The sequence below is a fragment of the Pantoea sp. 18059 genome (assembly GCF_902706165.1).
GTDB classification, from domain to species: Bacteria; Pseudomonadota; Gammaproteobacteria; order Enterobacterales; family Enterobacteriaceae; genus Pantoea; species Pantoea agglomerans.
This window is the reverse complement of sequence record NZ_CACSJS010000002.1, coordinates 241195-255033: the sequence shown is the minus strand read 5'-3', so window position 1 is coordinate 255033 and position 13839 is coordinate 241195. Positions and strand designations below refer to the sequence as shown.

Sequence of the window (13839 nt, the reverse complement as noted above, 5' to 3'; positions counted from 1 at the left end):
GGTTCCTCAGGCCGTACGCAGCGGCAGATGCACGCTGACGCGGGTTCCATGGGTGCAGGAGATAGTCAGCGATCCACCCAGCGCACTCACGCGTTCGCGCATCCCGACCAGACCAAAGCTCTGCTGACCGGAACCTGGCGGCAGACCGCAGCCATCATCTTCAATCACCAGCAAAACGCGACCATTATGTTGCCAGCCTTTGAGCGTCACGGCGCTGGCGCTGGCGTGTTTCACAATGTTGTTCAGCCCCTCCTGACAGACGCGAAACAGCGTGACGCGCTGCGCTTCGCTCAGCAGCGTCTCATCAATACGCCACTCAAGGTGACTGACGATGCCGCAATCCTCCAGCTCCATCTCACGCATCAGGGAGCGAACTGCCTGTTCAAGTGACAGGTCATCTAGCTGGCGGGGTCGCAGGCGTCCCAGCAGTCGCCGCACTGAATCGTAGACACCCAGTGATAGCTGCTCAATATGGACGCCGCTCTGGATCACCCGGCCATTATCCGGCGCAAGGCGCTGCACAATGCCCGCCTGGGTGCGGATTGCTGTAATCGTCTGACCGATATCATCGTGCAGTTCGCGCGCCACCTCCTGGCGCACGTTCTCTTCTGTCTCGACCAGCCGTTCCGCCAGGCGCCGGTTGCGTGCCAGCTCACTTTGCAGCGACTGATTCAGCTCACGCAGCCGCTGGATACCGGCACCCAGCAGCAGTCCGGTCAGGCTTTGCGCCAGTAGCGAGAGCAGGAGATCGACCGGATGATCGTGCCAGGTCTGGCTGGCGATCAGCGCGATTGCGTTCATCAGCGTCGCGATCAGCGCACCCTGCCAGCCGTAGTGCCAGGCCAGCGCAATAATCGGCAGCGCCAGACAGAATGGCGTAAAGCGTGACAGTTCAGCGGGCAGGCCAAGCTGCAACCAGAGACTGATGACAAACAGCAGCAGATACCAGATAAGATGCCGGGCGCGCCAGTTGACCGGGTGCGAGACCAGCGCCGGCCCCAACGGCTGCCAGCGGGTGCTGGTGAGGTAGTGCCAGATGACCAGGCAGGTCGGAGCCAGCGTCAGACCACCGGTGAGCGTCAGCAACAGCGCGTTCAGCATCTCCTGCTGTCCCGCCCACGCCAGGGATTGCAGCAGCGCCGCGGCGATCAGAGCCGCGCTCTGGCTCAGCAGCGTGCGCCAGTCACGCTGATGGCGGTAATGGGAGATCAGCGCCACCGGCAGCAGCGTCAGTACACTGCCTGCCATTAACAGCGGCAGATGCGCCAGCGCGACCACCTTCGCCAGCCAGATCAGCATGATCCACTCAGCTACCAGCAACACCGGCCAGTAAGCGCGTGGACATTGCAGCATCAGCCCCAGACGCAGGCCAAACGGGAATAGCAGCACCGCCAGCTCCGGGCGTTCCACCAGGTGCAGGCTGATACTCCACAGGCAGAACCAGGCCGCCGAGAAGATGAAAAAGCTGGCGACAATGGAGATCAGCCGCGAGACACAGGGGCTCATTGCCAGCCATCAAACATGCGGCGCGCCAGCTCCACATCATTGCTGACGCCGAGCTTCTCCATCAGATTCGCGCGATGGACATGTACGGTTTTCGGTGACAGTGCCAGCTCAACGGCAATTTCCTTTACCGCCATGCCCTGTGACAGTTTTTCCGCCACCTGACGTTCGCGTCGGGTCAGCGGGTCCTGCCGACCAGCGGCCAGCTTGATCGCAATCTCTGGCGTCAGATAACAGCCGCCTGTGGAGACCGTGCGCACCGCCGCGATCAGCTCATCGGGACGACAGCGTTTAGAGAGGAATCCACGCGCACCGGCATTAAGCGCCTGCTCCACCAGGGCCGGACTGTCATGGACTGACAGCATGATGGTGGCCAGGCCCGTCGGCAGCTTGCTCAGCAACTCCAGACCGGAGAGATCCGGCATCGAAATATCGCAGATACAGACCTGAACGCCCCGGCCCGGTAAACCTGCCAGCGCCTCACGGCCAGAACCAAATTCCGCTACGACCTGGAAATCCGATTCCAGGCCCAGCAACTGGGCAAAGCCGGAGCGGACGATAAGGTGATCGTCAATAAGCGCGATGGTGATCATGTTTATTCCTGGCGGGTAAAATCGCGCTTACCTTAGCGATAAGCACGAAGCTGTTCAAGTCGTGAGCAGTCTATTCAGGTAAGGGAATGGGCAGAGTGATACAGGTCAAACTGTCGTGGATCGTGAGAAAAGCATGCCGGGCTGAATCGCCGCCCGGCAGATCGTGAGGCTAAGCAGCCGATCAGTGCAGACAGCACTGCTTATATTTTTTGCCGCTGCCGCACGGGCAGGGATCGTTGCGGCCAGGCAGTTTCTCTGCCGCGACAGGCTTCTGGGGAACGGGAATCGCTTCAGGCTGGGAGATCCAGTGATCGTGCAGCGCCAGCGCAGCAGGACGGATAGCTTCAATGCTGGCTTCCATCTCGTCCGGCGTCATGGCATCGATCTTTTCAAGATTCTCTTCCACGCCGTGCAGAGCGATGGCGTCCAGCGCGGGTTGCAGGTCCTGCGGCAGGGCAGTCCAGTCGGTCAGCGCGACACCGCGCATGTAGCCGAAGCACCACTCTTCCACCACGGTAAATTCCAGACCTTCCATTTCACGGATGCCAAACAGCGGTTCGAACTGCTCAGGGAATTCAGATAAGCGGTCAGCCACATCATTCATATGCTGGAAGCAAAGCGACATAAAGCGCGTCATTTCACGCTCGTTGCTCCATTTTGGGATCTGCTTCTCGCCACCCCACAGTGCCACCAGCCACTGGCTTGGCTCGACGGTGACGGGACCGGAGAGAACGGCAGTCAGCAGGCCGTCGAGCTCGGAGACATCAATAATCGATGCTTCGCTGCCATATTTTTCCAGCATATCTTCCAGCCATTGCAGCTCTTTTTCGGACAGTGGGCCTTCTTTCATGCGGTTGCCTCCCGGGCATTTCAAAAATTTCAGCGGCGTTGAGCCTTAAAACCGCAGCAGTGTACACCCTTGTGGGCTGCAACACAGCTAACCCTGTTCGGGCGTGCTGCGGTGATTAAACCGCGTTTAGCACCACTTTCACCCCGTTGTGCAGGCGATAGCCCACAGCACTTTATGGTACATTTTTGCGCTCCAGCCAGACAGTTGCGTGTTAAATAATAATAAGTAAATGATTAATATATGAAAAATGGATTTACTGGCAGGCCGGCTGTTGCAGTCTCCCTTGCACGGCTGACCCCTGGCGGCCAGTGGATCAGCAGATTAATGACGCGATTCATGCCAGCCTTTATCTTCCTGCTGGCGGGATGTGGAACCCTGTCGCAAACCTCCGCCCCGGTGGGCGACCGCGTTTATCTGACACACGCCACCTTTCATGAAAATGTCGACGACATCGTGCAGCATTACATGCAACAGAAGCAGGTTCCCGGCATCAGCATTGCGGTCATTCATCGCGGTGGGCCGACCCGCTATTACGCTTTTGGCGTCACCGATCGTGTGCATCGCTATCCGGTCACGCCCGATACCCTGTTTGCACTGGGATCGCTGAGTAAAGGCGTGACGGCAGAAGTGATTATCCAGCTGGTTGATCAGGGTAAGCTGCGCTGGAGCGATACACTGGCCGATCTTCTGCCGGAAGGCGTTCACCTCAGCGCTGACGCGCAGCGCATCACGCTGCTGCAGCTGGTGACGCACACCTCGGGTCTGCCGCGACAGGATATGGATTTGACGATGCTGCAGCAGTTCGTTCGTTATCTGGATACCGGCGAGAACTTCTATGGCAACCTTGATAGCGACAAGCTGCTGAGTTATCTGGCGGACTTCTCTGCGCCCTCGGTACGCCTGCCACACTACTCCAACCTCGGCTATGCGCTGCTCGGTTATATCCTGCGCACGCGTTTTCATCAGGACATTCAGACGCTGGCATCACAGCTTATCTTCACACCGTTAAAGATGAACCAAAGCAGTTTTGTACCGGAAACGCTGACGGGCTATCCGCTGCGTGCGCTGGGCCATGCAGGCGATCAGCCGAAATTTATTCGCCGCGGCACGCTGACGCCTGACTGGCATTTTCACGGCAACATGGTGGCCGCGGCCAGTCTCTACAGTAACGCGCGCGATCTGAGTGCTTATTTGCGCGCACATCTCAGCGCTACCGGTGATGCTGCGCGGGACCGGGCTTTCGCGGCGGTAGATCAGGCGTGGTATCAGCAGGGCGCGCAGGCGCAGAATATCGCCTGGGTGACCGACACTTTCGAAGAGCAGCAGATCACCTATCAGGTGGGCTATATCGGCGGCTATGCCAGTTTTATCGGCTACGATAAACGTAACGGCAATGCGATTGTGGTGCTGCAGAACGGCTTTAACTGGAGTAACTATTTAGGCATTGCGTTGTTGGTCGATCTGGCAACTCAGGATAAAGTGGTCGGACAGTGATCCGCTACCTGGCCTGTGTGCAGTAAAGTGAATAGCGCTGTTTTTCCTTACACATAGCGTCAGTGCGCCGGAACTGAAGTGCGATAAACATTGTCTTTAGCCTGACTGTCAAAATTCAACGTGGAAATCATTATGCGCAGGACTCAACGTGTACTTTTATCAATGGGATTACTGGTTGGCTCGCTGAGCCTGATCCCCGCTGTACAAGCCGCTGGCGAAGCAACGGATACCGTTCCGCCACCGCCGCAGATTCAGCCTGCTAATCCGGATGCGCAGCCCGCTACGCCTGATACGGGCAGCGTTCAGCCGGATGCCGGTGCCGCGCAAAGCCAGGCGCCGACCAGCTCACAATCTAATGATGGTATTACGCCGACCACGCCGGCACCTTCCAATGGCGCGCACCCTAATTACGACCTCAGCACCATCATCATCGACTACAAACAGTACCAAATCGGTGACACAGTGCCAGAGAAGTACACCGATAAAACGTACACCATCAATGAGTGGCAAAAGCGTAATCTGCCTGCTCCGCAGGAAAACACCCACTGGGCCTATATCAACGCCAACTACATTCTTATTACCAATGACACCGGCAAAATCGTCATGGGTAAATCGGGCGATATCTTCTTCCGCGGTTAAATAAGCGATAAAAATCAGCCGGTCGTGATGACCGGCTTTTTTTAGCTCCCAGCAGAAATTTCACCTGCCCGCCGCGATTGTTCCTGCTCTGCCTCTCCTACGACTCCTCATGTGATGCTTCAACAGCCGCCATCGGCCTGCGCCGGAATAACCCTTTTCTAATAATCCAGGTGCATAATCCGCCAGCATCGTGGCAATCTACTGACCTCTATCTGCAGCCAGGAGACAACATGTCACAACATACCAATCAGTTCGGACAGCCGGTCGGTGAGCCAATGCCAGACTGGCAGCCCCGACCTCTGCCCCAGCATCAGGTTTTTACTGGCGAAGTTTGTCGGCTGGAGCCGTTCAGTGTGGCGCGTCATGCTGAGGCACTGTTTGAGGCATGGGCGCTGGCTGAAGATGGGCGTGACTGGACTTACCTGCCTGCCGGTCCCTTTACCGAACGTCCGGCATGGCAGGCGTATGCCGCACAGCTTGAAATTAGTCGCGATCCGCTGCATTTTGCCGTGATCGATCTCGCCACTGAGCAGGCGGTGGGTAGCCTGTCGTTAATGCGCATTCAGCCTGAACATGGCGTGATGGAAGTCGGGCATGTCATGTTTTCGGCCCGGCTGAAGCAGACCCGCATGGCAACGGAGGCGCATTTCCTGCTGATGCGTTACTCCTTTGAGACGCTGGGTTATCGCCGTTATGAATGGAAATGTGATAGCTGTAACGCCCCTTCCCGTAAAGCGGCGGCACGTCTCGGTTTTCGTTATGAAGGCGATTTCCGTCAGGCGATCGTCTACAAAGGGCGTTCACGTGACACCAGCTGGTTCTCGCTTATCGATAGCGAATGGCCGCAGGTGAAAAAGGGCCTGAAGCGCTGGCTGGCGGAGGAGAACTTTACCGCCGACGGTCAGCAGCGCGAAAAGCTGGAGGCGCTGCGCGACAGACTCTGACCGGGTGATAACGGGATCATATTACAATATCTTTCAGGACCGCCGCCAGCAGGGTGGTGGTCATGAGAATAGATAACCGTTTGATCCAGCGCATATCGGTGGTCAGAGTAACAACGTCATTTCTGAGGCTGTCCACAGCCGAAGTTAATCGGAAATTCATTTCACTGAGAGCGACATCCAGCTTATCCACCTTGGCTTCTAACTGATTAAAACGGATGGCCAGTTTGTCCGTTTTTCTTTCAACATGGCCAAGCCGCTCGTCTATCTGATGTACTTTTGTTGTGAGCTGACCAAGCCGCTCATCTATCTGATCGACTTTGGTTGTAAGCTGCCCGAGCCGAATATCTATATGGTTGGCTTTGGTCTGAATCTGACCGAGTTGCTTTCCAACCTGTCCGCCTGGCTGCCTCTGCTGCATATCAGTAAACACCTCCACCATCGCCTCCGCTTGCTGATCGTCGATCCCTGCCTGTTGCAGCGCTTTAAAGGCTTTGTGGGTACTCATCATTGTGCTTGTCATCACGACACCTCCCTGTGCACTTCAGCGATAACGGCATCATGACAGGCAAAAGACGTATCGCCACTAAGCCGGTTATATTTTGCGCGTCTCGCCGAAAAATATCAATTAGTACAACAAGTAACGTGCAGCAGAGTGCGGGCTGTCTCGCAACATTTAGCTGATGGCAGGATGAGGCGACTCTGCGGAAATCCGCAGAGTCGGAAAGAGAAAAAGCGGGCGTCAGGGCTGTGGCACGATTTTAATTTCAACCATGCCGATGCCCAGTTTACGCGGATCCTGACCGGTGATATTGCCGGTGTTACTCAGCTGTGGTTCAGGTGGTGCAATCACCAGACGATGACTGGCGCCTGGGTTATCAAAATGCAGGGTATGGGTCGATATCTCTTCACTCAGTGACAGCAGTTGCTGCTGATCGCCGACTCGCACCGGAATCGCCCGGTGCGCGTTGGGGCCATACGCACGCGCGGTGATCACCAGATCGAACTTCGCGGGCAGCGCATCGATATAGTCGATATGAACCTCGGGCGCGAGATTAGCGTTAGACCAGCGTCCCCAGCTCTCTGGCCGTGAGATGCCGCTGAAGCTTTTAACACTCTCCGGTGCGCCAGGCACGTCAAGCCTGAAGCTATCGGCGCTGTAGCGAATGTTGTTATCTTCAATACGGATCTGCGCGAGGTTCTGCTGGTAACGCGCATCGCTGATAGCGCCCTCGGGGAAACGGACTTTGCCTTTCCACTGCGGTTTGTCGACATGCGTCACCGACGGCGTGCCGCCGAGCTGTCCCATCGCCACACAGAGATCGCCGGAGAGTGCCAGCGAAGGCTGCCAGAGTCGCGCCATTTTAAAACAGCGATCCACCCAGAGGAATTTATCGGCTGAGGCGAAATCCGCCAGCTGATAGCGCAGCGGTGCCGAATATTCCCCCTCCGGCATCGGCTCAACGTGCTTATCACTGATGCGGAACAGAATCGGCAATTTGAAGGTGGTTCCCGAGAAGCTGAAGATATTCTTCGCCTGATCCACCGTGAAGTTGTCTATCTTCTTCGGGAAGTTCCACAGCTGGATAATGTCGGGCTTCCAGCTCGCCACCTTACTCTTCATATCGTCGAACTGGGTGGAGAGTGAAAGCGATGAGAGGCTGCTGCGGCCCAGGCCAATCGCGTTATCGCCGCCGAGAATATCGAGCAGCGTGGCGCCGTTATCCAGCGTGCTGCGCTTCGCCTCCATCAATTCCGCCTGCGGCTTGTCACCACGGATCACCATGAAAAGATTGCGACGGGGCTGTTTGACCAGCCACGGATGCGCAGTGTTGTTCATCGCCAGATGATCCGAGCTCACCACAATCACGGTGTTTTTGAACCACGGCGACGCTTTAATGCGCGCAATCAGGCGCGCCACATGCTCCTGCGAGCAGGCGACCGCACTGAATGACTGATTCGGTTTGCCCTCAATGCTGTAGCTCCTGCGATCGCAGCTGCGTGAGATAAATCCGTCAGGATGATGGGTGTCGACGGTCAGCGTAAACAGCGCAAAAGGTTTACCGGCCTGAGAGAGTTCCTGATACTTCTCAAACACCTCATCCATTACCGTATCGTCGTAATAACCCCAGTTATTACGGTAGGTAGGATCGGCGACGCGGCTTTTCAGCTCCTGCGAACCATAAAGGTTAGCGGGATCAAAACCGTGTGATTTCAGGAAGACATCTTTCCCGGCGAAACGCAGATCGGCACCCTGAATAAACCAGTTCTCGTAGCCGGAGTTCTTCAGGATGTCGCCCAGACAGACGTTCTGTGGATAGAAGCTGGAGAGCGATGCTGACGCATTGCCATCAAATGGGGCAAACAGCGGAATGCCACACTGTGAGGCGACCATGCCCGCAATGGTGTAATCGGTACCTGGCAGCTGTTCGGTTTCGCTGAAGTCGATGCTCTGCTCTTTCTGCCGGCTCAGCTCCGGCGCTAAGCCGGGAAAGGCGATAGGGTCAAAATAGGTGCGCTCTAAGCTTTCACCATAGATGTAAACCACGTTGAGGTGCGGCTGTTCAATGCGATTACGCGGCACTTTATAGAAGTTGTCGAAGTCAGAATCTGCCAGTTGGGTATGCGACACAATCAGGGTCGCGACCTGGCGAAAGGCCGGGGTAGTCTGCACCGAGCCGAGTGCGCAGGCGGCAGCCAGCAGCGACCAGCCCATGTGATGCGGACGCTTACGCCGCCGCAGAATCCACGACAGCAGGCAGAACAGCAGAAACAGTACGATGATCAGGCCAATCGCCGGCACTACATATTTACTGACGCCCGCGCCGGTCAGGCTATTGGTCAGGGTATAGAGCACCGCATCGTTGATGCCGTCACCGGTAAAATAGTTGCTGGCATAGAGGGTGGCGTTCAGCACAACGAAAAGCACCAGCAGAATAAGAACGACAATAAACCAGAATTTGTTACGCCCGGCTTTACAGGAATAGATTGCAATAGCGGCCAGAAACAACGCGACGGACACCAATTCGGACAACGGCAAATCCTCTCTTCAGGGCTACGCGAGGCTTCACGCAACCGGCCACCTTCGGGGGATGGTTTTTCGACAATCTATATTGGCTGTAATCCGGCTGCAACATATCCGGCCCGATTTGTGCGGTGAAGAGCAGATTGGTTTATTGTCATTTCAGAAGTGAGGTTATCAGGCGTGACGGTGGCTGGCGCGCACCGTCAGCAGAGCAGAAGTCAGGGCGATTTTCAGAGTTTGCCGGTGAGATATTGTGCTTCGCCGTCGGCAAAACTCCAGTCACCTTTGTCGTTGGTGATAAAGCTGATCATTAAATCGTTGCCCTGCACACCACAATGTTCACGCAGCTCACGCGCCAGCTCGGCCATGAACAGCTGTTTCTGTTCACTGCTGCGTGGGCTGGTATAGACCCGCACCATCACCAGATTATCGCTCCGGCTGAACCCCAGTCCGGTATCCTGAAACACCATCTGATAGCGCTTGTTTTCCTGAACAATCTGGTAACGATCGCGTTCCGGCACCTTAAAGGCCGTGAGCACGGCGCGGTGTGCCGCATCCAGCAGTGTACGAAGCTCTGATTCTGAACGACCCTGGATAACATCAAATTGCAGCAGTGGCATAGCGGATTCCTCCCGGTGATTAAGAACCCTATGGTGACCCCTTTATCCGGCGGGAAAAAGCGCGTAGCCTGAAATGATTATTCACTATAGTGAACAATCACGATGAAAGAGATGAAAACGGATACGCTGTGGGATCATCTGCATTGGCTGACCGTACTGGCAGAGCAGGGCAGTTTTACCCGCGCGGCAGAGCGGCTCGACGTCAGCAAGGCGGCGATGAGTCAGAAAATTAAAGAGCTGGAGGAGATGGCCGGTGTGTTGCTGGTACAACGCACTACGCGCAGCGTGCGGCTGACCTCTGCCGGTGAGAAGCTGGTGGAGGAGCTACGCGAGCCTTTTGCCCGCATTGAACAGAGTTTTTTCAGCGTGCGGGACACCGCCGGGCCGGTCCGTGGCCTGGTGCGCATTACCGCACCGGTGGCGTTTGCCCGTCAGCAACTGGTGCCGATTATCGGTGAGTTTCTGCGTGATTATCCGCAGGTGCGTCTGCAACTGGATGTGACTGACCGCATTGTGTCGCTGAGCAGCGAGGGATTTGATCTGGCCATTCGACACAGCGACACCCTGCCGGAAACCCACGTGGCACTGCCACTGTGTGACACGCGGACGTTGCTGGTGGCATCACCCGCCTATCTTAATGAACAGGGGATACCTCATACGCCGCAGGATCTGGCGCAGCATAACTGCCTTTACTACCCACGCGGCGTCGAATCACCGCGCTGGCGATTTACCACCTCCGCGGATAGCGAACAGGTCCAGATACGGATTCAGGGCAGCTTTGCCACTAACAACAGCGAGTCGATACGCGATGCGGCCCTGCAGGGGTTAGGGATCGCTATGCTGCCCGATTTCAGCGCCCGGGAGGCGCTGGCAGCAGGGTCATTGCAGCAGGTGTTGCCTGCGTGGCAGCCGGTTGAGGCCTTTGCCGCCCGCCTGTGGATCGTACGACCCTGGGCGGCGCAGGTGCCCCGCGCGGTCACCACGTTTACACACTGGCTACGCGCGCGCTTTGACCGTTGAAGGCAATGCCAGCGCAGGTGGCGTGGTGTGCATCATCTCGCCAATCAGGCTGCTGCGGTTATATAAACCAAGCCGCAGATTGAAGTCGAGATGCAGCCGCTCGTTGCCGGTTAATTTTATAATGGGTGGCGGCGTCTGTGGCCGCTGCTGAAACATCACAGACTGCGCAAAGGCGCTGCTGCTGTCGGCATGCAGGCGCTGATAGAACCAGGCGCTGGCTTCACTTTTACGCAGATAGAGATTAGCCCGCCGGTATTCCCGCATCGCAACCTGCTGCGCCAGCGACAGGAGCTGACGAGACGGATTCTCCATATTCTGCACAATCAGCGGAAAATCATCACGCTTCTTCAGCTCATGGAAATAGTTGCGGATACCGACGTTTTTAACCGGTGCCAGCTGTTTCAGCCATTCGCGGATAAACGGATTTTGCGGGGCGGCAGCAAGAAACCAGCTCTCGGTGACCGGCGCAAGCAGATTCAGCGTCGATTGCTCGTTATAGTAACCAATGAGATCCATTGACCGCGCTTCGTGAACGCGATGCACCCAGGCGAGATTCTCAAACAGCAATGTGCTGCAATCAATGCCGATGCCGCCATAACGGTGAATCAGCTCAAGCCGGATGATTTCACTTTTATGTGCCAGCGTCAGATCGGAAGAGATAAAGTTGAGATCGGGCAGCCACTGCGACAGGGTGCGCTGCGTAATCAGATAAACCTGGTGGTCGGGGTTGTCCCGCCGGATTTTACTGATATTCAGCGCCATTGAGGCAGGCAGGTGATCGTTATGCCAGACCATCCAGACGATTTTTGGAATCTCCGGCAGATCTTTCTGCTGCGCGATCAATACGACATTATCTTCCTGACCCGGATCATATTCCGGTGCCCGACAGAGTTTCTGCTGTTTTCTATTCCATAACATCTGGCTACTGAACGATATTCTTTTCCAGTTACGCCAGATTTTATGCGCTGGACGTTGGCGATGTGAAGTCATGGTACACCTGTTATTTTTATTTTCCCGTCATAGTGCAGGCTCTGCCCGTTCCGCCAGCGGCGGGAACGGCCGGAATTACATACTGACTGCAATCCCGATGAGTGCGGGAATTAATGAATAGTTTTCCCTGGTGGCGACGCAGTGCTGGAGCGCGCGATAGTTTCCTCACGGCTGTTTAATTGCACTGCACCTTTTTAATAAAACATTATTTACACATTAGCTATGTCTTTTTTTGACTTTAGGATAATACGGAAATAATCCGGTCACGTTATGAAAATAATAATGTCGTCACTGTTAATGATTTATTTAAATGCGGGAATAAACGCAGTTAAGGAATATCTGAATATTATTCTTAACCTGCGCGTTATCCTGCGGCCCGGGCCACAGGAACAGTGGCTATTGTACTTAACTGGTGGTGTAAGCCCGGCTCATCAATCCGCGGAATCAGACAGCCTGAAGAGGATTGTCTACGCTTAAGAAGAACTTACTGAGAAAGGAGCGCGCATGCAGAGTGAATCTTACGGGTTACTGGCGGTTGATAAGCAGGGTAATCGCGTCCTGTTTCTTAATCCGGAAACCTTCGCGGTCGAGCGGGAACTGAACGCTTTTCCACCGCGGCCGCATGAACTCCTGATGCTGGCCCCCTGGGGTAAAGCCTATGTACCCATTTTTGGCGACGGCGTTCATGGTAATAACCCGCATCCGGGTCACAAAGTGGCGATTATCGATTTACAGCGTCGGGAGATCAGTGGCTTTATCGATCTGTCGCCGCTGCGGGCACCCCACAGCGGGCAGCTGGGCCGCGATGGCAAAGTCTATCTCTGCTGTGAGCAGAGTGCCGCAGTGGCGGTGATCGATCCGCAGAGCGACAAAGTGGAACAAATCATTCCAATTCCTTCTCACAACGCGCATCGCCTGACGCTGTCACCCAGCGGCCGCAAGCTGTTCACCGATAACGAAGAGGATGCGACCATCACCGTGGTGGATCTCTGTGAAGCAGAGGGGCGGGTTATCGACACCATCCTGCTGCCTGGTCCGATTGCGGGCATCGCTGCCTCTCCGAAACACCCCTATCTGGTCGCCAGCGCCGCTGATGCACCGTTGCTCTATGTGATCGATCGGCAAAGCCACCGCATTCGCCAGCGCCTGACGCTGCCGGGTCATGAACGACCCTGTCAGGTGGTACGCTTCAGCGCCGATGGCGAGCAGCTGGTGGCGATAGGCGATCAGGAACCGCTGGTGACGCTGTTTGACGATCTGCTGAATCCGCTGGGCGACATCCGGGTAGGTAACATGCCGATGGATGGCTGTTTTACGCCAGACAGGCAACAGCTGCTGATTGCCAATCAGGATGATGGCACGCTGAGCGTCATCGATCTGACGCAGCGTAAAGTGATTGCCACGCCGCGTGTCGGAACGGGCTGTGAGGTGCTGGGTTATTTTCCGATCGGTCAGATAAACGGACGATGATAGATCGCGGAACTCCAGTGGCGGCTGCTGGCGTGCTTCTCCGCCTGCCAGCCGCGTTTACGTAATTCGCGCGCAATCATCTTGTTCATGATGCCGTGACCCAGCAGCAGCACCGTGCCATGCCGTGAGTGATCGATCAGCTTCTCTGCCGCCGCTGAGGCGCGGCTGCGCGCATGTTGCAGCGACTCCGCTTCACCCGCATACCCGCAGAACCACAATAGCCGCAACAGGGCCAGCCAGCACAGGGTAGGCAGCTGCACCGCGCCGGTTCGCAGCAGTGGCACGGCGACTTCGCTGAACACGGCATCAACCTCATGGGGCTGCAGACCGAGCTGGCTCAGGGAGGATTGCGCGCGGGGCAGGGGACTGCAGACAATAAACGTAGCCTGACGGGCAATTTCGATGCTGCGCGGCGGCGGTCCGTCACTAACCTGTGACAGATCGTAGGCTTCGCACCAGTCTGCCAGTGCCTGCACGCTCTGGCGACCCGCAGCCTGGTGGTCAGGTTTACCGTGTCGCATCAGGATAATTTTCATAGCATCTCTGTCCGCCCTTTTTGTCAGGGTAACGTATTGTCTGCGCTTACAGCGATTTTTCAGAATAAATACACCTGTCATCTCATGGTCACAGGCGTGTGCGACAACAGAGCCCGATGAAAGGATTTTAGTTAGTCTTATAACGCTTAATCATAAGA

The 13839-nt window shown here is 56.0% G+C and carries 13 protein-coding genes; 5 read left to right on the top strand and 8 right to left on the bottom strand.

Annotated elements, in window-relative coordinates; translation table 11 throughout:
• Window positions 1-6: 6 nt before the first annotated feature.
• The 3 genes from uhpB to GVJ63_RS07965 all read right to left on the bottom strand — a co-directional run bounded on the left by uhpB (window position 7) and on the right by GVJ63_RS07965 (window position 2946).
• A complete protein-coding gene (uhpB, locus tag GVJ63_RS07975) occupies window positions 7-1506 on the bottom strand; it encodes a signal transduction histidine-protein kinase/phosphatase UhpB (protein ID WP_159226666.1) in 1500 nt (499 codons plus the stop codon).
• Window positions 1503-2096, bottom strand: coding sequence for a transcriptional regulator UhpA (uhpA, locus tag GVJ63_RS07970; protein WP_010251517.1), 594 nt, complete (start codon window positions 2094-2096; stop codon window positions 1503-1505). Before uhpA ends, uhpB begins: the two co-directional genes overlap by 4 nt.
• Window positions 2097-2277: 181 nt before the next feature.
• Window positions 2278-2946 (bottom strand): YecA family protein, encoded by a 669-nt coding sequence (locus tag GVJ63_RS07965; protein WP_010671734.1) that lies wholly within the window; start codon window positions 2944-2946, stop codon window positions 2278-2280.
• Between the two features lie 240 nt (window positions 2947-3186).
• On the opposite strand from GVJ63_RS07965, the gene GVJ63_RS07960 reads away from it, so the two are divergent.
• From GVJ63_RS07960 to GVJ63_RS07950, 3 genes are all read left to right on the top strand, one after another.
• Window positions 3187-4440: a serine hydrolase gene (locus tag GVJ63_RS07960; RefSeq protein ID WP_159226665.1), complete on the top strand. Its 1254-nt coding sequence runs from the start codon at window positions 3187-3189 to the stop codon at window positions 4438-4440.
• A gap of 132 nt (window positions 4441-4572) precedes the next feature.
• Complete coding sequence (locus tag GVJ63_RS07955) at window positions 4573-5079, top strand: RcnB family protein (protein WP_022625353.1); 507 nt, start codon at window positions 4573-4575, stop codon at window positions 5077-5079.
• A 230-nt stretch (window positions 5080-5309) separates the two neighbouring features.
• Complete coding sequence (locus GVJ63_RS07950) at window positions 5310-6023, top strand: GNAT family N-acetyltransferase (RefSeq protein WP_159226664.1); 714 nt, start codon at window positions 5310-5312, stop codon at window positions 6021-6023.
• 16 nt (window positions 6024-6039) lie between these two features.
• Here the strand turns inward: GVJ63_RS07950 and GVJ63_RS07945 are convergent, their stop codons facing one another.
• The 3 genes from GVJ63_RS07945 to GVJ63_RS07935 form a co-directional block, all read right to left on the bottom strand.
• Window positions 6040-6543, bottom strand: coding sequence for a hypothetical protein (locus tag GVJ63_RS07945; RefSeq protein ID WP_159226663.1), 504 nt, complete (start codon window positions 6541-6543; stop codon window positions 6040-6042).
• Window positions 6544-6762: 219 nt separating this feature from the next.
• Window positions 6763-9054 carry a phosphatidylglycerol--membrane-oligosaccharide glycerophosphotransferase gene (gene opgB, locus GVJ63_RS07940; RefSeq protein ID WP_010251501.1) on the bottom strand — a complete coding sequence of 764 codons (2292 nt, stop codon included), beginning with the start codon at window positions 9052-9054 and terminating at the stop codon, window positions 6763-6765.
• A gap of 221 nt (window positions 9055-9275) precedes the next feature.
• Window positions 9276-9665, bottom strand: coding sequence for a tautomerase family protein (locus GVJ63_RS07935; protein WP_010251498.1), 390 nt, complete (start codon window positions 9663-9665; stop codon window positions 9276-9278).
• Between the two features lie 102 nt (window positions 9666-9767).
• On the opposite strand from GVJ63_RS07935, the gene GVJ63_RS07930 reads away from it, so the two are divergent.
• On the top strand, window positions 9768-10685 hold the full coding sequence (locus GVJ63_RS07930) for a LysR family transcriptional regulator (protein ID WP_159226662.1): 918 nt from the start codon (window positions 9768-9770) through the stop codon (window positions 10683-10685).
• Here GVJ63_RS07930 and GVJ63_RS07925 read toward each other — a convergent pair.
• Complete coding sequence (locus GVJ63_RS07925; protein WP_033769592.1) at window positions 10662-11675, bottom strand: glycosyltransferase family 32 protein; 1014 nt, start codon at window positions 11673-11675, stop codon at window positions 10662-10664. The genes GVJ63_RS07930 and GVJ63_RS07925 overlap by 24 nt on opposite strands.
• 504 nt (window positions 11676-12179) lie before the next feature.
• Here GVJ63_RS07925 and GVJ63_RS07920 point away from each other — a divergent pair.
• Window positions 12180-13145: a WD40 repeat domain-containing protein gene (locus GVJ63_RS07920; RefSeq protein ID WP_159226661.1), complete on the top strand. Its 966-nt coding sequence runs from the start codon at window positions 12180-12182 to the stop codon at window positions 13143-13145.
• On the opposite strand, the gene GVJ63_RS07915 is transcribed toward GVJ63_RS07920, so the two are convergent.
• Entirely contained in the window at window positions 13127-13681 is a 555-nt protein-coding gene (locus tag GVJ63_RS07915) for a histidine phosphatase family protein (protein WP_010671720.1), read from the bottom strand. The two genes, GVJ63_RS07920 and GVJ63_RS07915, sit on opposite strands and share 19 nt — an antisense overlap.
• Between the last annotated feature and the right edge of the window lie 158 nt (window positions 13682-13839).